This window comes from Arenibacter sp. ARW7G5Y1 (genome assembly GCF_003201775.1).
Taxonomy (GTDB): Bacteria; Bacteroidota; Bacteroidia; order Flavobacteriales; family Flavobacteriaceae; genus Arenibacter.
In genome coordinates, this window is the sequence record NZ_QJJZ01000001.1 from 260,051 (window position 1) to 278,131 (window position 18,081).

The window sequence follows — 18,081 nt, forward strand, 5'->3', positions numbered from 1 at the left end:
AGAGTTAAAAACTCTTGAAGCTTCGTGTTTATTGGTGGAGAATACCGGAGTCGAACCGGTGACCTCTTGCCTGCCAGGCAAGCGCTCTAGCCAGCTGAGCTAATCCCCCAAATTTGGCTGCCGCAAAGAAAATACTTTTTCCAACATAATCAAAGCACAATTTCAGCTAATTCCAAATTTCTTAGTCTTTCTTTACACTTAGGACCAAAACAGGTACCGGGGCATAAAATTCCGATTTAAGAATAGTGTTCCGTTCCCATAATTTTTTAAAGAATCCCCTTTTTCTCCTAAATACACATAATAAGTCCGGATGTTTGGCTTCAAAATGCTGTAATACCCCCAAATAGGTAGATGGGTTTTCAGATTGGGTAAGTTCAGAACTCAGACCCATTAAAGACATGTTTATTTTAAGATCATCCTTGGTATAGCCCGGGGTCTTTACAAATAAAAGACTCACTTTGGATTCGAATTTTTTCTTAATTTCAACCAAGGGGTTTAAAATACTCTTCTGCTTTAATACTCCCGATTTAAAGGCTGTCAATATTGTTTTAAACGGTTTAAAAACAGTCCCTTTTGGTACAATAAGGGTAGGTATATCTGTTTGTTTTACAATTTTTCCGGAGGTGTTTCCTAGATAATATTCTTCTTGGATGTCATTACTTCTTGGTGCCAAAATGATCAGATCAATCCCTAAATCCCTATCAATATCTTTAAGTCCATCAACAATGTCACCGTTGTAGGTAGCTATCTTTATATTAATATTCCTCGCATTCACCTTGTCAATAACCCCTTTCATGTGCTCCTTGGTACGTTCATCAAGTTTTTCCCTAATATTGGCCAAACTGCTGGCACTGGAACTTACACTAAATACTTCCATTACATAAATATTGGCGTTAAATTCGGTAGCGAAATCAACCGCATACTGTAAGGTTTCATGGGCATTTTCAGAGGTTCCAATTGGAACTAGGATATTTTTCATCGGTTTAAATTTGTTTAATTATTGGTCATCCCTATAACTATCGGGAATAATTGGCCATATCAATCATTTCGGTAAGCATCCAAAACTGTCATGGCCCATTTCATAAGTTCAGTATTAATTGTTTTAAACGCCTCTATTTGTTTGTTGGTCAGACATGGCGAAATTCAACATTTTGGTTATCGTAAATAGGGTAATTCTTTCCCTATTAATAATTCAATTGTTCATGAATAGCATAAATTTACAAATTAAATTGAACCGTGCATGATTCGATTGGCAAAGTTATTGGAAATTCCCGATATTCTTACTATTACACAGGCCTGCTCAAAAAGCATGATTGATCAGGGCATTTATCAATGGAACGAGTTTTATCCTTCAAGGGAAGCCTTTGAAAAGGATGTTGCCCGCAAGGAACTTTATGTTTTGGAGGAAAATGATAAAATAATTGGAACAATCGTAGTGTCTACGCACATGGATAAAGAATATGATTCAATTAGCTGGTTAACGCCCAATAAAAACAATATTTATATTCACCGTTTGGCAGTGGATCCGCAAGAACAAAAAAAGGGTTATGCCAAGGAATTAATGGATTTCGCAGAGGATTATGCCCGTAAAGGTGGGTTTATTTCTGTTAGGCTTGATACTTTCAGTAAAAATGGCCGCAATAATAAATTATATCGGGCACGGGGTTACAAGGCTGTTGGGGATATCTATTTCACCAAACAAAGTAGGTTTCCCTTTTACTGTTATGAATTAATTTTATAAAATATTCTGTTTTTGAAGACCCCAATAAATTTTAAAACGATTAATAACCTGGCCATTCCCGCTACTATTGCTGGTATAGCCGAACCAATTCTTTCCATAACCGATACGGCCATTGTAGGCAACATACCCCAAGATGGGATGGAATCCTTGGCGGCAGCCGGAATAGTAGGTTCATTTTTGTCCATGTTGATTTGGATATTAGGTCAGACGCGTAGTGCCATCTCTGCTATAATTGCCCAATATTTGGGTGCTGGGAAGTTGGAAAGGGTCAAAACGCTGCCGGCACAAGCCATATTCTTAAACATTCTGCTAAGTATTGTGATCCTCCTTTCCACGGTTTTTGTAGTGGAGGAAATATTTGTTTTGCTCAACGCCTCCGGCAAAATTCTGGAACTCTGTATTTCTTATTATTCCATACGGGTCTGGGGTTTTCCGCTAACCCTATTTGTATTTGCTGTTATGGGCATTTTTAGAGGTTTACAGAATACCTATTACCCTATGTTGATCGCCATTACGGGGGCTGTTTTAAATATAGTATTGGATTTTATTTTGGTTTATGGCGTGGAAGGGGTAATTACCCCTATGTATTTGGAAGGGGCGGCTTGGGCCAGTTTAATTGCCCAAGGTATTATGGCTTTAATGGCATTTGTACTGCTGATTGCGAAAACAGATATCAGTTTGGCCCTTACATTTCCCCTTCATCCGGAATTGGGTAGGTTGGTGGTCATGAGTTTGAATCTCTTTGTAAGGGCACTGGCCTTAAACATTGCCCTGATTTTGGCGGTAAGGGAGGCAACCGCTTTGGGGGACAGATATATTGGGGCACATACCATTGCTATAAACCTTTGGCTTTTTTCTGCTTTTTTTATTGATGGCTATGGTGCCGCCGGGAATATTATGGGCGGTAAGCTATTGGGGGCCAAAAATTACGACGGACTCTGGGAATTGGCAAAAAAGATAATGTTGTACGGTTTTGTGATTAGTTTGATACTTGCTTCTATGGGTTTCCTGTTCTATAGGCCTATAGGGCGTATATTTTCAAATGACATAACGGTATTGCAAGCTTTCTATTCCATATTTTTTATCCTTATTCTTGGAATTCCAATGAATATGGTGGCCTTTGTGTTCGACGGACTTTTTAAAGGTTTGGGAGAAATGAAATACCTTAGAAATGTCTTATTGACGGCTACTTTCCTTGGTTTTGTTCCTGTGCTTTTCCTTGGTAAGTTCCTGGGATGGGGCCTTTATGGAATCTGGATTGCTTTTACCCTTTGGATGATAATAAGGGGTGGGGCTTTGGTATGGAAATTTAGGCGAAAGTTTCGCCCGCTTCTTCAAAACGTGTAAATTTGAAATACTACCCTAAGATTTGTATTTTACAAAGGGTAAAAAGCTGAGGTACAGATAGACTTTGTATTTGGGGCATCTAGTCTTTTAGTCCATAGATGTGGAACACGGGAAAAAAATTTGGGAATAATAACAACAAACTAAAACAAAATGGGCACTACCCGATCAAATGGAAGTTTATATACCAATATTGTAAATAGGGTTGCTACGGTAGAATTTGGACACCCTGCCAGTAATTCATTTGTATTGGAACTATTGGAAAGACTCACAGATACTTTGTTGGAATTATCCAATAATACGGAGGTATCTGTAATTGTATTGAAATCTGAAGGGGATAGGGCTTTCTGTGCCGGGGCTTCCTTTGATGAATTAATGGAAGTGGACAATTTGTCCAAGGGGAAAATATTCTTCAGCGGATTTGCACACCTTATCAATGCCATGCGGACCTGTAAAAAGCTTATCGTGGGAAGGGTGCAGGGTAAGGCCGTTGGTGGCGGGGTTGGAATTATTTCTGCCTGCGATTATGTATTTGCCGTTGAGGCCGCCTCTATGCGCTTATCCGAACTAAGCATAGGCATTGCACCCTTGGTGATTGCACCAGCGGTTCAACGAAAAATTGGGGTTGCTGCACTGTCCGAACTCTCGCTTTCTCCCAATGAATGGAAAACTGCGTATTGGGCACAGGAAAAGGGGTTGTTTTCCAAGGTGTTTGATAAACAGGAAGCAATGGATAGGGAGCTGGAAATATTTACTGAAAAATTGGCCAAGTATAATCCGGAGGCTTTGGAGGAATGGAAAAAAGTACTTTGGGAAGGGACCGGACATTGGGAGACCTTACTAACCAACCGGGCAGAAATTACAGGGCGTTTGGCAATCTCTGAAGAAACTAAGAAAGCATTGGATAAATTTAAAAATAAATAGATTATGAGCAAGTTCCGTATTGAAATTAAATGGGCCATTATTTTTGCATTGGCTACCCTACTTTGGATGGTCTTTGAGAAATCTATGGGGTGGCACGATGTACTAATTGAAAAGCACGCCATTTATACCAATTTTTTTGCCGCTATAGCCATTGCAGTATATGTATTGGCCTTATTGGACAAAAGAAAAGTGGATTATAATGGAAAAATGAATTGGAAACAGGGATTTATCAGTGGTATTATTTTAAGTGTGATCATCGCCTTGATAAGTCCGCTAACCCAATATATTACCAATACCTACATTACTCCGGAATATTTTACAAATATCATTAATTTTGTGGTGGATTCGGGAAAAATGGATCAAGAGGCCGCGGAGAGCTATTTTAATTTGAAAAGCTATATACTTCAAAGTCTTTTTGGTGCATTGACCATGGGAATCGTTACATCGGCGATCGTGGCGTTTTTTGTAAAGAAGCAATAACTGGTAAGGTTCACCGTTTTATTTTTTTAAACTTTTGCAATGGATATTTTATCGTTTTTAAACGGGAACTTTGTTTTCCCCTTACTAGCCTTGGTTTTATTGGTGGTATATTTCGTAAATCGAATTAGAAACAATAGAAGATATAAAAGATAAGTTGGTTACCTGGTCTTTAACCAGCCAGTAATACTCAGGCGTTCGCGATGGGCAGGTTTTACCTCGTGCTCCAATTCCTGACTTTCAAAAATAACCACCCTTCCAGGAAAGGGGGTAATATGTTTTGCCTCTTCACCATTTTCCCTAGGTAAGTATAGGACCAATTCCCCTCCATCTTTTTCCGGCTTCCAGTCTGGTTCATTTAGATAACACACCATGGAGAGTTTACGCCTATCGTCATTTTGAAAGGTATCCAAATGTCTTTTGTAAAAAGTACCTTCAGGATAGATGGCATAGTGGAATTCTTTGAACAGGATTCCCATAAAACAGGTCTTGTTCAGATAATTGGCCAATTCATTAATCTTTAGAAAAAATTGTTGTTCCAGGACATCCTTACTGCTTTCATCCATCCATAGGATAAAATCACCGCGGATGGCCTTTATAATCAATGAGTTGCCACGATTCCCGATCGCTGCTTTTTTAAACTGGTCCTCTTCATATTTGGTCAGTAGGGAATCCCGCAATTGGGCTACATCTTCCTGCGAGAAAAATTCGTCCACAATACTGTATTTCTGCAACAGGATATCCTCTATCACTTTTTCAAAAAGTGGATTCTCCTTAAACTCCAGTTGTTCAAATAGTTCGGCCAAGTTGGTTTGAATTTAAAAATCGGACAAAAATAGACCAAAATGCAATTGGTTTCACACAGTGTGTAAAGTGGATCTTAATTGTCCCGAACCGAAATATTATATAATTGTCATATTTATTGTTGATTATTGACTTAATCCCTGATTTTTAATACATTTTCAGTAACTTTTGTGCTTTAATTTCCAAACAAACCTAAAAATGAGACATATTTTACCTTGTATTGTATTGATTTTAACCTTTTTGATCGGAAGCTGCGGTGATAAAAATAAAAGTACCAAAGAAGCTACAAATAAAAAATGGTATAAAGGGAATTTACATACCCATTCCTTTTGGAGCGATGGGGATGAGTTTCCTGAGACTATTTTGGATTGGTACAGGTCCAACGATTACCAATTTATAGCCTTATCGGACCATAATACTATTTCTATGGAAGAAAAATGGATACAGGTTAGGGAAGATTCTATTTATCAGAATAGCTTTAAGAACTATTTGGCAACCTATGGGGAGGATTGGGTAGATTATAAAACGGACTCTGGAAAAGTACATGTAAAGTTAAAGACCTATGCCGAGTATAGGGATCTTTTTGAAAAACCCGAGGAATTTTTGGTTATTCATTCGGAAGAAATAACGGATAGGTTCGAGGGTAAGCATGTACATATGAACGCTACAAATATTCAGGAAAAAATAGACCCCCAGGGAGGGAATAGTATTTCTGAAGTAATGCAAAACAACTTGGATGCAGTACTTAAACAAAGGAAAGAAACGGGAGTTCCTATTATGCCGCACATTAATCACCCCAATTTTTATTACAGCATAAGCCTTGAAGATATGATATCGTTGAAGGGAGAGCGCTTTTTTGAAGTGTACAACGGACATCCCGCGGTGCACAATATGGGAGATTCCACCCATATTTCTACTGAGGAAATGTGGGATCAGATCAACATATCCTATATAGCGGCCAAAAAGCCCCTTATGTATGGATTGGCGACCGATGATTCCCATAGTTACCATAAATGGGGCAGAAAATGGAGCAATTCCGGAAGGGGATGGGTAGTGGTGAAGTCCGATACCTTATCGGCTCCGGCATTGATAGAGGCCATGGAAAGGGGCGATTTTTATTCCACCACAGGGGTTACCCTTAAAACCTTGGACATTGACGATAAGAATATAAAGGTGGAAGTTGAACCGGAAGCAGGGGTCAACTATACCATAACCTTTCTTGGCTGTCTAAAAGGGGAGACGGAGGTCAAGGAATTAAAGACTGTGGAAGGCAGTGCCACCAATTTTGAGATTACGGATGACATACTCTTTGTAAGGAGCAAAATTACTTCTACCAAGCTTCAGGAAAACCCTATAGAGGATATAAAATACGAAACTGCTTGGACCCAGCCTTGTCTAAACGATTAGTTTCGTAGAATAAATTACCTTTGCAGTCCAAATAAATAATATGGGCAACATTCGTATTACCAAACAGTTTAATTTTGAAACTGGACATGCCTTGTTCGGTTATGATGGTAAATGTAGAAATGTACATGGCCATAGTTATAAGCTTTCCGTAACGGTAATTGGGAGGCCTATTACCGATACTGCCCACGTAAAACTGGGAATGGTTATCGATTTTGGCGATTTAAAGAAAATTGTGAAGGAGGAGATTGTGGACCAATTTGATCACGCTACGGTTTTTAATAAAAATACCCCGCATGTGGAATTGGCCCAGGAACTAACGGATAGGGGGCACAATGTAATACTGGCCGACTATCAACCTACCAGTGAAAATATGGTTTTGGATTTTGCAGATAGAATTAGGGCCAGGTTGCCAAAAAATATCAGCCTACATTCTTTAAAGCTTCAAGAAACCGACTCTTCTTTTGCGGAATGGTATGCTTCAGATAATTAAAAAGGCCCTGGATGAAAACTATTGATGTTCCCGCGGGCAAAAAAATCTACTTCTCCAGTGATAATCATTTGGGGGCTCCTAGCAAGGAGCTTAGTTTTCCAAGGGAAAAGAAGTTTGTAGCGTGGTTGGATACTATTAAAGAAGATGCTGCCGCTATTTTTCTCCTAGGGGATCTATTTGATTTTTGGTTCGAATACAAAACGGTAGTGCCCAAAGGCTTTACCCGTACCTTTGGGAAATTGGCGGAAATCACAGATTCGGGCATTCCGGTGTACTATTTTGTGGGGAACCATGATTTATGGATGAACGGCTATTTTGAAGAGGAGCTGAATATTCCTGTTTATCACCAACCTCAATCCTTTCTTCTCAACGGAAAGTTGTTTTTAATTGGGCATGGGGATGGTCTAGGACCTGGGGACAAGGGATACAAACGGATGAAAAAGGTATTCACCAACCCAGTATCCAAATGGCTTTACAATTGGTTGCATCCAGATTTTGGGGTAAAATTGGCCCAGTATCTTTCAGTGAAGAACAAAATGATTTCCGGCGATGAGGATATAAAATTTTTGGGTGAGGAGAACGAATGGCTAGTATTGTACTGCAGGAGAAAACTGGAGCAGCAGCACTATGATTATTTTGTTTTTGGACATCGGCACCTGCCATTGGAAATACCTTTAAACGAAAAATCTACCTACGTAAATTTGGGGGATTGGATTTCCTATTTCACCTATGGCGAGTTTGACGGTTCTAGCTTGTCCCTTAAAAAATTTGATCCTTCCCAGAGCTGAAACGGAACGGATTATATAAAACACCCCAGAAAGATCGCAATATTTTTAACCTATCTTACTGCACGCTCAAAAAGTAAGGAATGGGCTACTTTATTTTGTAGTTTGGGCCTGTTAAAGTTGTTTTTTGTTGATGCCCAACAGGCATCAATAAATTAAATATGATAACTATTGTGTTCTTTTAGGTCCTTTAACTTCATTTGAAGGGCTATTTTACCTTGCCATTCGTTTTCATCCAATGTAAAAACAGCACTAACGGTCTTACTTGATACTGTAGGTAAATGTTTGCCCAAATTAAATCCGATCGCGTCAATTGCCGACCTCTTGGAGCCATTATTCTTGTCAAAAAGTTTACATTTTAAATGTTTTCCTTCTTGGCCAACTACTTTTGCATAACCAGTATCGTTTAGATTTTCTGTCATGAAGACAGGGGTCATATTTCCTGGACCAAAAGGAGCAAATTGTTTAATGATGCGCATTAATTTCGGAGTAATTTGATCCAAGCCGATAATTGCATCCACCATAATTTCTGGAGACATCAGCTTTGGATCCATGGTGTTGGCAACCACCTCCTCAAATTTGGATTTAAAGGCTTCGTAATTTTCTTCAAGTAAGGTGAGTCCGGCAGCATACATATGCCCGCCAAACTGTTCAATGATATCCGAACAACCTTCCAAGGCTTCATAAACGTCGAAACCTTTAATAGATCTGGCAGAGGCCGCTAATTTATTGCCGCTCTTTGTAAAGACCAAAGTGGGCCTGTAATAGGTTTCAATGAGGCGCGAGGCTACAATTCCTATCACCCCTTTATGCCAGGTTTCATTATATACGACCGAAGTAAAACCTTCTTCTTCTTTGTTTTCTTGGATCTGTAGCAGTGCCTCTTGGGCAATGATCTGGTCCAGGTTTCTTCGGTCTGTGTTGTATTTCTCTATTTCGGCGGCAAAAAATTCGGCACGTTCCAAATCGGTTTCCTTTAGCAGATTAACGGCGTGTTGCCCGTGCTCCATTCTTCCTGCTGCATTAATACGTGGTGCAATTATAAAAACTACATCGGTAATGGTAAGTACCTGTTTTTTTATCTGATTGATGATAGCCTTGAATCCGGCTCTAGGGTCTTGATTGATTACTTGAAGTCCCCAATAGGCCAACACCCTATTTTCTCCGGTAATAGGGACAATATCCGCACCTATGGCTGTGGCCACCAAATCGAGATAGGGAACTAAATCCTCAATAGTTTCCCCTTTTCTGCTTCCCAATGCCTGAATCAATTTAAACCCCACCCCGCAACCGCACAATTCATCATAAGGATAGGAGCAATCAGCTCTTTTGGCATCCAATACAGCTACCGCATCGGGTAATGTATTTCCAGGTCTATGGTGGTCACATATAATAAAATCGATGCCTTTTTCTTTGGCATATTCAACCTTGTCAATGGCCTTAACACCGCAATCCAGAGCAATTATTAAGGAAAACCCATTGTCCTCGGCAAAATCAATACCTTTAAGGGAGACTCCATAGCCCTCACTGTAGCGATCCGGAATATAGGTGGCTATGTTGGAATACGAACTTTCCAAGTAGGAGGATACCAGGGCTACCGCTGTAGTTCCATCCACGTCATAGTCCCCATAAATCAAAATATTTTCCTCTTGGGCTATAGCCTTTTCGATCCGTTCCACAGCCTTGTCCATATCCTTCATTAGGAAGGGATCATGAAGATGGGAAAGCTGGGGCCTGAAAAACCTTTTGGCATCAGCGTAGTTGGCTATACCCCGCTGCAATAATAGTTGCGCAACCAAATCCTCCACATTTAACACAGTTGCCAAAGCATCTATTTGTGCTTGTTCGGGTTTTGGTTTAATGGTCCATCGCATGGTAATTACTCCTTTAGCCTAATTCTATTTTTGAATACTTCTTGGCCATCAACAACAACTTTGAGATAGTAGCGCATTTTGGGCAAATAAGAGAGGTCGTAAGTGAAAATACCTTTTTTAAAACCTAAATAAGTATGGGTCTCCACTATTTTGCTCTCATCCTCTTGCTGGGTAATAATGACCTGTACATCTTTTTCGTGGTTGGCAAAATAATCCAACGTTACCGGGCCCTGGGTTCTTGCCGGGAACATGTTAATGGACGGTTCGTTGTCCAAATGATAGCCAACACCGGGTTTTACCCTAAAGTTATAAATTATATGGCTCCCGAAGTCGGAATTGAAATGTTTTATGGCCTGCCCTAAGGTATCCAAAAGTTTAACGCTTCCATTACCATCTTTTGCCTTGAACCAAAACTCAAGTCCATCTCCTCCCTTGTCGGTTACCTTAAATGTATAGTTACCCTCCTGTAGCGTTAGGGTGTCCAAATACACGGTATTTGGTTTAAGTTCCAAACTATCCCTTTTAAACACCTCTTTTCCAAAGCTATTGGAAACGGAATAGGAATTCTGTCCCGGTTTGTTGTTGGTCTTAAAATAAATAATAGAGGATTCCGGTAAAATATTGGGTCTGGTGTAGACCGAACTCTTGGTGTTATCCGCTATAAATCCATCCCTTTTGCCATTCGGCCTTTTTAATTCCACAAAAAAGCGGGCCGATTCTTTATCACCGACTATTTCTTCAGGTAATGTTAGTAAGGCAGTTTCCCCAAATGGGACATTGCCATTCCAATTATATTTTTTAGGCTTTTGCCCTTCCAAGTAATACTTGACCACAAAGGATTTCAAATTGTCCTTGCCATTATTTTTTATCCGGATAACCGCTAAAGCTCCCGTTTCATTTTTTCTACTATGGATTTTCTCATTGGAAGGAGATATTATATCCACTAAACTAACGTCATTTTCTGCATTTATTTCTCCATATTCCAATACATAGGCAACTAAAAGCTCCTTGGCACTGGGCTTTTCCGTTTCATAGGGCTCCATATTGAGATCAATGGTATATTCCTTACCCGCATTTAGCTTAAATTCCACTTCATCTGGCTGTAGTAAATAACCGGGGCACCAATTGGCGCGGTCAAAGATCCAGGTTCCGGCTTGTGGATATAAAGGATTATCTCCACATTCCATCCATAATTGTTTTCTATCGATCACATTGCCGTTGTTCAGAATTTCCCGGTATTTGTCACAAAATTCCCCACAACCATTGGCATCCATTCCGTGTCCTGTCTGATGAATTTTTACTTTACCGAAAGTGGATTTGGTGTGGGCCTTTAGGGATATGGGTTGCAGGTGATTTTCTATAGGGTTGCTTTTATCCCCATAGCTGTAATTGCCATCGTAGATTTTATGTAAGGCCAGTTGCTCGGCAACAGGTGTTCCGTAGGTAATTTCAAAATCTACGGTAACTTTCCATCCGCGGCTTTTATTGTCTTCGTAGCCTGTATGTATATAATCTACTTCTAGGCTATCCCTTAAAATGGGGCTAAAATCGGTAATGTCCACCTTCCAGTCAAATCGCCAATCTTCTTGAAATCTTCCTCCATATGGGGTCAGCATTCTGGCAATCTCATAACTGATCGTGTCATTTTTTGGTCTCACTTTAATGTGGTCCACATAATCCCAATCCGCGCAGCGCATATTGTCCGGGCACTCAAAAGTAAGATTTAGCCAAATTTGTCTTATTTCCTTATCCTTGGAAGGAAAGGTAGTCCATCGCTTATAACTGTTTTCCCCCTTTGAGGGATCGGTAACAATGGTTTCCTGATTGTGGGAAATAATGTTTTCCGTATTTTGGGCTTGAACATTTTGAAGGGGCCATAAGAAACCACTTAATAGGAATAGTACTTTTTTGGTCATGGGAAAATGGTAAGCGTAATTATTCTTTATTGAAATATGTTTTGATCTCCAATTTTGAGAAGTGTCGGAACATTTCCATTACTCCACAATATTTTTCAACGGAAAGGTCAACTGCACGCTGCAATTTTTTTTCATTCAGGTTGATGCCTTTAAAATGATATTCTATTGACACCTTATCATAGTATTTGGGGTCCTCCTCCGTTAGGTTGGCAATAGTTTCAATTTTAAACTCTTCAACCTCCAATTTCATTTTTTTAATAAGGGAGGCCACATCCAGTCCCGAACAACCGGCTAGAGCGGTCAGCATGAGTGCTTTTGGTCTATAGCCCATACCTTCTCCCCCATTTTCAGGTGCTACATCTATAACTAGGTTGTTCCCTGAGGGATTATTGCTTTCAAAGGCCATATTACCAAGCCATTTGGTAGTGATTTGATTTGTCATGGAGGTGTTTTTTTCGTTACTTTTATAGGCCAAAAATACACATAATTCACGAACCATGTCCCTTGTAGCTCCCTTAGATTCCGAACATGATGCCGATACTAAAAAGTTGGCCGAATTTTTTAATGAAACGTTGGGTTTCTGTCCCAATTCTGTATTGACGATGCAACATCGGCCTGCTATTTCCAAGGCTTTTATAAATTTGAATATGGCGGTGATGACAAATGAAGGGAGGGTTAGTTCCGCATTGAAAAGAATGATGGCCTGGGTAAGCAGTAACGCCACCGGTTGTCGTTATTGTCAAGCACATGCTATACGTGCTGCAGAACGATATGGGGCGGAACAGGAACAACTGGACAATATATGGGAATACAGGACACATTCTGCATTCTCAGAGGCAGAACGGACAGCGCTAGACTTTGCATTGGCGGCTTCCCAAATACCTAATACCATGAATCCGAAAATTGAGAAGGCTCTGCATAAGTATTGGGACGAAGGAGAGATTGTGGAAATGCTGGGGGTTATTTCCTTGTTCGGCTTTTTAAATCGTTGGAACGATACCATGGCTACCAGTTTGGAGGAGGGTGCAATAGAGAGTGGTGAGCAGTATCTTGAAAAATATGGATGGGAAAAGGGAAAGCACATTTAGGGGAAATATTATTTGTTGCGATGTAGATGGCTTTATATCAATTCCAAATCGACTTTCGAAGGTCCGGGCTGGCTATTTTACGGAATAGTTAGTACACTTTTATGGCGCTATGTGAGGCTATTGGAATCCACAAATAAGGTATTGGAAATTACAGTTGATCTTTACAGATTTGTCCAAAAATAAAAAGGTAGAGCATAGCTCTACCTTTTTCCCCAAATCTTACCATGAACTTAACCTACTTATGCTATGGTCCTCCAAAAGTATAGTAATATAAGCTTCGGGAAAAAGGTTTTAGATGAATGTCTCTTTAATAAGTTGAAATACGTCCTATTCGATAAACAGTAATTTATATAGGATGTAATACGGAGGGGGCTGTATGTAGGATTGGTACCAATAAAAAAGGTGGAGAAGTCTCCACCTTTTTTGCCCCAAATCTTACCATGAACTTAACCTACTTATGCTATGGCACTACTAATGTACATGTGCACAGCAGGTTTTTGATCAAAAAGACGTTAAAGAGTGTATTTCATCGATGAAGTGCATAAAAACCTACCCTTCATCGATGAAATGCTTAGTATGCCCGTTCGTTCTTACCTTCGAAAAAGTTAATAAATGCCCGGTTTACTACCCTGTTACCCCCAGGAGTAGGATAATTGCCGGTAAAGTACCAATCTCCCAAATTTTTAGGACAGGCCTCATGTAAGTTTTCAATATTTTGATAAATGACCTGAACTTGCGCTTTGATATCGGGCGGACTTAATAATTGCCCAATTTTATCGGAAATTTCATCTGCTGTAAAAGGGGAATAAAATTCCTTAACGTAATTTACAACCTCAGAATCCTGTGAGTTGGTTTGTTGCAAACATTTTTTGTAGATTTCCTCCACAAGGTGCATTGAGTTCCTTTCTTCATGAAGGGCCAAAGCCGCTTTAAATGCTACAAAATCCTCCAGTTTTGCCATATCTATTCCGTAACAATCAGGATAACGGATTTGTGGTGCGGAAGAGACCACTATAATTTTCTTAGGTAATAGTCGGTCCAAAATTCTAAGGATACTCTTTTGAAGGGTTGTTCCTCTAACGATGCTATCGTCTATGATTACCAAATTGTCATTTTCCTTCACAGATCCGTAGGAGATATCATAGACATGTGCAACCAAATCATCCCTACTGCTATCCTGGGTTATAAAGGTCCGCAATTTGGCATCTTTTATGGCCACTTTCTCTATCCTAGGCCTAACTTCCAAAATCTCGTGTAATTCTTCCCGTGTAATTTTTCTGCCAATAGAAAGAATCTGCTCTTCCTTCTTCTTGTTCATATAATTCTGTGCCGCGATTACCATTCCGAAAAAGGAGGTTTCTGCAGTATTGGGAATATATGAGAATACGGTATTTTTAATGTCGTTGTCTATTGATTTCAGGATCAGTGGGAAAAGTAGTTTCCCCAACATTTTTCTTTCCTGATAAATTTCCTTATCACTTCCTCTGGAGAAATAAATACGTTCAAAAGAACAGGCTTTTCTTTCGGTAGGTTCTAAAATTTTCTTGATTTTGACCTTGCCATTTTTTTTGATGATGATGGCGTGCCCGGGATCCAATTCCTTAACGTCTTCAAAGTTAACGTTGAAGACAGTCTGAATTGCCGGCCTTTCGGACGCCACCACTGCTATTTCATCGTCCTTGTAGTAATATGCAGGCCTAATTCCAGCAGGGTCCCTTAGAACAAAGGAATCACCGTGTCCCAAAAGACCGGCCATGGCATAACCTCCGTCAAAGTTTTTGGCTGCCCTTCTTAATATCTTGGCAACATTTAGTCTTTCGGCGATCAATGGAGAGGCCTCTCTCTTGTTAAAGCCTTCTTTTTTAATATCCTTATAGAGCTGTGCAACGGCATCGTCCAGAAAATGTCCAATTTTCTCCATGACCGTTACGGTATCGGCCTTTTCCTTGGGATGTTGCCCAATTTGTACAAGGTTGTCAAAAAGTTCGTTGACATTGGTCATGTTAAAATTTCCGGCAACGATCAAGTTTCGGTGCATCCAATTGTTTTGTCTTAAAAAGGGATGTACACTCTCAATGCTATTTTTGCCAAAGGTTCCGTATCGCACGTGACCCAAAAGTACTTCCCCTATATAAGGAATATGCTTTTTTTGTTTGGCTACATCATTGATATATTCCGGATTTTCCTTGAATGAAGTATTGATACGGTCATTTATTTGGGCAAAGATGTCCTGTATGGGTTGTTGGTCTATGGATCGTACACGGCTCATATACCGTTCGCCCGCCTCCATATCCAACTTAATACTGGCAAACCCGGCACCGTCTTGGCCACGGTTATGCTGTTTTTCCATCATCAAGTACATTTTGTTTACCCCGTAAAAGGCAGAACCGTACTTTTCTTGATAATATTCCAACGGCTTCAATAACCGAATCAGGGAAATTCCACATTCATGCTTAATAGCGTCGCTCATGGTAGCTCTAAATTAAAAATGCCCTGTAAAATTAGGGCATATATTTATTGTAATTCAATATCAAATTGGGTAAGCTCCTTAAACTGGAGCAACCTGTTGTTGACCTCTTTCTTATCTAATTGTTCCATTCTTTCGGTTCCAAAACGTTCAACACAGAAGGAAGCCAAATTGGAACCGTGTATAACCGCACTCTTCAAGTTGTTGAAACTTAAGTTTTTGGATTCCGCCAGATATCCGGCAAAACCTCCTGCAAAAGTATCTCCCGCACCTGTTGGATCAAAAACTTCCTCCAATGGCAATGCTGGTGCAAAAAATACCTGGGATTTATGAAATAGCAGAGCTCCGTGCTCCCCTTTTTTAATCACCACAAATCTAGGGCCCATTAATTGTATTTTTTCAGCCGCTTTTACCAAGGAGTGCTCTCCGGTCAGCTGTCTGGCTTCCTCATCGTTAATGGTGATTACATCTATATGTTTTACAACTTCCTTCAACTCTTCAAGGGCATGGTCCATCCAAAAGTTCATGGTATCCAATACTATCAACTTTGGTCGTTCTGCCATCTGATTAATTACACTCAGCTGGGTGTCTGGATGCAAATTCCCCAACATCAACACCTCCGCGTCCTTAAAATTGTCGGGAACTACAGGGGCAAAGTCGGCAAGTACGTTCAGTTCGGTAGATAAGGTATCCCTGGAATTAAGATCGTTGTGATATTTGCCGCTCCAAAAGAAGGTTTTGCCACCTTTAATGACTTGTAAGCCGGAGATATCTATATTTTTTTTGGTTAAAAGATCCAAATAATCTTGCGGAAAATCTTCACCTACCACAGAAACAATGGCCGATTTCACCTTAAATTGGGAAGCGGCCAAACCAATAAAGGTGGCTGCCCCTCCCAAAATTTTATCGGTCTTGCCGAAAGGGGTTTCTATAGCGTCAAATGCAACGGTTCCTACGATTAAAAGTTTGCCCATTAAATTTCGAAATTTGCAGCAAAGATATGTTTTTGAACTGCCAATTCCACAGCATTGGAAATCAAATTTTAAAAAATGATGATATTCCTATTTTCTTCCGAAATCGGCAGGAATTTCACCCCAGGCCTTGGTTTCCCATTTAACTATGGTTGTGCTGTAAGTGTTTTTTTCGAGCCAGGAAATGGCGCGCCTAACCAAATCGAATACCACTTTGTTTTCGGGGGTCTCGGGTAATTTGGAGTTGCAGCTTTTTTTTCGGACCCAGCTCATGGCCGTTTTGGAATCCGTATAAATTATTTTATCGCTATTCTGTTGCTTCAAAAAAGCCAGTCCATGTACCAGGGCCAAAAACTCGCCTATATTATTGGTGCCTTGCTTAAACGGCCCTTGCTTAAAGAGCTCTTTTTTGGTTTTGGTATCTACCCCTCGGTATTCCATAATACCTGGATTACCACTTGAGGCGGCATCTACCGATATGGAATGGTAATTGGGCTTACCTATTTTATCAATTTGTTCCTTGCTGAGCGTGGAGGAAGTAATTTTTTTGCCCTTATAATCTTCATACTTGCCGTTGTAGGCCTTTTTTGCAGCCTCAAATGTTGGGAACGATTTGTACTGTGCCCCCTTGTAGTTGGTGATGGCCGCTTTGCAGTCTTTCCAGCTAGTGTATATTCCCGGTCGACTTCCTTTCCAAACGGTGTAGAATTTATCTTTTTTGGCCATTATGTTTCCATTAAAACCTGTTCTATCACCTTAGGGAAATGCTCATATTCCAAACGATGCACCTTTTCGGCTATCATCGCCGGACTGTCGGTAGGGTCCAAACCAACCTTGGCCTGTTTAATGATGGCTCCTTCGTCATAATTCCCGTTTACATAATGAATGGTTATGCCCGTTTCCGTTTCATTATTGTTTTTTACCGCTTCATGTACATGCATACCGTACATTCCTTTACCGCCATATTTGGGAAGTAATGCGGGGTGAATGTTAATAATTTTATTGGGAAAACTGCTTATAAGATTATCTGGAATTTTCCACAGAAATCCTGCCAGAACAATAAGGTCTGGGTTTAGGGATTTAAGGATGTTTGGAACGCAGTCCGAACCATAAAAGGAATGCCTGTTGAAGTACAAGGCGCTCAAATTTAATCGGTTACACCTTTCAAAAACTTTGGCATCCTTTTTATTGGATAGCACACAGCTTATGGATACCTCAGGGTTTTTACGAAAATACTGCTCTATATTTTCAACGTTGGAACCAGATCCGGAAGCAAATAGGACAATCCTTTTCATGTATTATTTTGGGGTTATGGCAGAAAATTATTTTGGGCTAAAATAGTACTCTTGTATTTAATTTTATTAAATTACATCACATTTTAACGACAAATAGTGTTATTAAACCAAAGTTTTTTATTTTTGCCTTCAATTTAAATTTTTAAAACCGATATTATTATGTCAGACATTGCATCAAGAGTAAAAGCTATCATCGTAGATAAATTAGGTGTTGATGAGAACGAAGTTGTAACCGAGGCTAGCTTTACCAACGACCTAGGGGCAGATTCATTGGATACTGTTGAGTTGATAATGGAGTTCGAAAAAGAATTTGATATTCAAATTCCGGACGATCAAGCAGAAAACATTGCTACAGTTGGTCAAGCTATAAGTTATATAGAAGAAGCCAAGTAATTTTATGATTTCTTGAACAAGTTTCAAAATTATCCATGTGGTAAAGACGCTGCATGGATAATTTTTTTTAATTTACACCTAACTTAAGAAGTTAAACAAAATTTT

The 18,081-nt window shown here is 39.8% G+C and carries 18 protein-coding genes and 1 tRNA gene; 9 read left to right on the forward strand and 10 right to left on the reverse strand.

Features of this window, described 5'->3' with window-relative positions; all coding sequences use genetic code 11:
* Positions 1-32: 32 nt before the first annotated feature.
* A tRNA-Ala gene (locus C7972_RS01035) sits at positions 33-109 on the reverse strand.
* A 72-nt stretch (positions 110-181) separates the two neighbouring features.
* The gene (locus C7972_RS01040) at positions 182-979 is read right to left on the reverse strand and encodes a universal stress protein (RefSeq protein WP_110354350.1); all 798 of its coding nucleotides are present in this window, start codon (positions 977-979) and stop codon (positions 182-184) included.
* Positions 980-1,240: 261 nt separating this feature from the next.
* On the opposite strand from C7972_RS01040, the gene C7972_RS01045 reads away from it, so the two are divergent.
* From C7972_RS01045 to C7972_RS01060, 4 genes are all read left to right on the forward strand, one after another.
* On the forward strand, positions 1,241-1,741 hold the full coding sequence (locus tag C7972_RS01045; protein WP_110354351.1) for a GNAT family N-acetyltransferase: 501 nt from the start codon (positions 1,241-1,243) through the stop codon (positions 1,739-1,741).
* Positions 1,742-1,753: 12 nt separating this feature from the next.
* Positions 1,754-3,088, forward strand: coding sequence for an MATE family efflux transporter (locus C7972_RS01050; RefSeq protein ID WP_110354352.1), 1,335 nt, complete (start codon positions 1,754-1,756; stop codon positions 3,086-3,088).
* 150 nt (positions 3,089-3,238) lie between these two features.
* Positions 3,239-4,009, forward strand: a complete 771-nt coding sequence (locus C7972_RS01055) for an enoyl-CoA hydratase/isomerase family protein (RefSeq protein WP_110354353.1) — start codon at positions 3,239-3,241, stop codon at positions 4,007-4,009.
* 3 nt (positions 4,010-4,012) lie between these two features.
* Complete coding sequence (locus tag C7972_RS01060; RefSeq protein ID WP_110354354.1) at positions 4,013-4,489, forward strand: DUF4199 domain-containing protein; 477 nt, start codon at positions 4,013-4,015, stop codon at positions 4,487-4,489.
* A 158-nt stretch (positions 4,490-4,647) separates the two neighbouring features.
* On the opposite strand, the gene C7972_RS01065 is transcribed toward C7972_RS01060, so the two are convergent.
* Entirely contained in the window at positions 4,648-5,292 is a 645-nt protein-coding gene (locus C7972_RS01065; protein ID WP_110354355.1) for a 2OG-Fe(II) oxygenase, read from the reverse strand.
* A gap of 196 nt (positions 5,293-5,488) precedes the next feature.
* On the opposite strand from C7972_RS01065, the gene C7972_RS01070 reads away from it, so the two are divergent.
* The 3 genes from C7972_RS01070 to C7972_RS01080 are packed head-to-tail and all read left to right on the forward strand — an operon-like array spanning position 5,489 to position 7,975.
* Entirely contained in the window at positions 5,489-6,697 is a 1,209-nt protein-coding gene (locus C7972_RS01070; protein ID WP_110354356.1) for a histidinol-phosphatase, read from the forward strand.
* Positions 6,698-6,737: 40 nt separating this feature from the next.
* Positions 6,738-7,187 (forward strand): 6-carboxytetrahydropterin synthase, encoded by a 450-nt coding sequence (locus C7972_RS01075; RefSeq protein WP_110354357.1) that lies wholly within the window; start codon positions 6,738-6,740, stop codon positions 7,185-7,187.
* Positions 7,188-7,198: 11 nt separating this feature from the next.
* Positions 7,199-7,975, forward strand: coding sequence for a UDP-2,3-diacylglucosamine diphosphatase (locus tag C7972_RS01080; protein WP_181422793.1), 777 nt, complete (start codon positions 7,199-7,201; stop codon positions 7,973-7,975).
* A gap of 152 nt (positions 7,976-8,127) precedes the next feature.
* On the opposite strand, the gene recJ is transcribed toward C7972_RS01080, so the two are convergent.
* Genes recJ through C7972_RS01095 form a run of 3 tightly spaced genes read right to left on the reverse strand, consistent with a single transcriptional unit; the run spans position 8,128 to position 12,204 of the window.
* Positions 8,128-9,846 (reverse strand): single-stranded-DNA-specific exonuclease RecJ, encoded by a 1,719-nt coding sequence (recJ, locus tag C7972_RS01085; RefSeq protein WP_110354358.1) that lies wholly within the window; start codon positions 9,844-9,846, stop codon positions 8,128-8,130.
* A gap of 5 nt (positions 9,847-9,851) precedes the next feature.
* A complete protein-coding gene (locus C7972_RS01090) occupies positions 9,852-11,762 on the reverse strand; it encodes a peptide-N-glycosidase F-related protein (RefSeq protein ID WP_110354359.1) in 1,911 nt (636 codons plus the stop codon).
* A gap of 19 nt (positions 11,763-11,781) precedes the next feature.
* On the reverse strand, positions 11,782-12,204 hold the full coding sequence (locus C7972_RS01095) for an OsmC family protein (protein WP_110354780.1): 423 nt from the start codon (positions 12,202-12,204) through the stop codon (positions 11,782-11,784).
* 55 nt (positions 12,205-12,259) lie between these two features.
* On the opposite strand from C7972_RS01095, the gene C7972_RS01100 reads away from it, so the two are divergent.
* Entirely contained in the window at positions 12,260-12,850 is a 591-nt protein-coding gene (locus tag C7972_RS01100; protein WP_110354360.1) for a carboxymuconolactone decarboxylase family protein, read from the forward strand.
* A gap of 571 nt (positions 12,851-13,421) precedes the next feature.
* Here C7972_RS01100 and C7972_RS01105 read toward each other — a convergent pair.
* The 4 genes from C7972_RS01105 to C7972_RS01120 all read right to left on the reverse strand — a co-directional run bounded on the left by C7972_RS01105 (position 13,422) and on the right by C7972_RS01120 (position 17,583).
* Positions 13,422-15,320, reverse strand: coding sequence for an amidophosphoribosyltransferase (locus C7972_RS01105; protein ID WP_110354361.1), 1,899 nt, complete (start codon positions 15,318-15,320; stop codon positions 13,422-13,424).
* 44 nt (positions 15,321-15,364) lie between these two features.
* Positions 15,365-16,291 carry a PfkB family carbohydrate kinase gene (locus tag C7972_RS01110; protein WP_110354362.1) on the reverse strand — a complete coding sequence of 309 codons (927 nt, stop codon included), beginning with the start codon at positions 16,289-16,291 and terminating at the stop codon, positions 15,365-15,367.
* Positions 16,292-16,378: 87 nt separating this feature from the next.
* Entirely contained in the window at positions 16,379-17,014 is a 636-nt protein-coding gene (locus C7972_RS01115) for a viroplasmin family protein (RefSeq protein ID WP_110354363.1), read from the reverse strand.
* A complete protein-coding gene (locus tag C7972_RS01120; protein ID WP_110354364.1) occupies positions 17,014-17,583 on the reverse strand; it encodes a phosphoribosylglycinamide formyltransferase in 570 nt (189 codons plus the stop codon). The genes C7972_RS01115 and C7972_RS01120 overlap by 1 nt, the downstream gene beginning before the upstream one ends.
* Before the next feature lie 159 nt (positions 17,584-17,742).
* Here C7972_RS01120 and C7972_RS01125 point away from each other — a divergent pair, with 159 nt between their 5' ends.
* Positions 17,743-17,976, forward strand: coding sequence for an acyl carrier protein (locus C7972_RS01125; protein ID WP_008269813.1), 234 nt, complete (start codon positions 17,743-17,745; stop codon positions 17,974-17,976).
* The last annotated feature ends 105 nt before the right edge of the window (positions 17,977-18,081 follow it).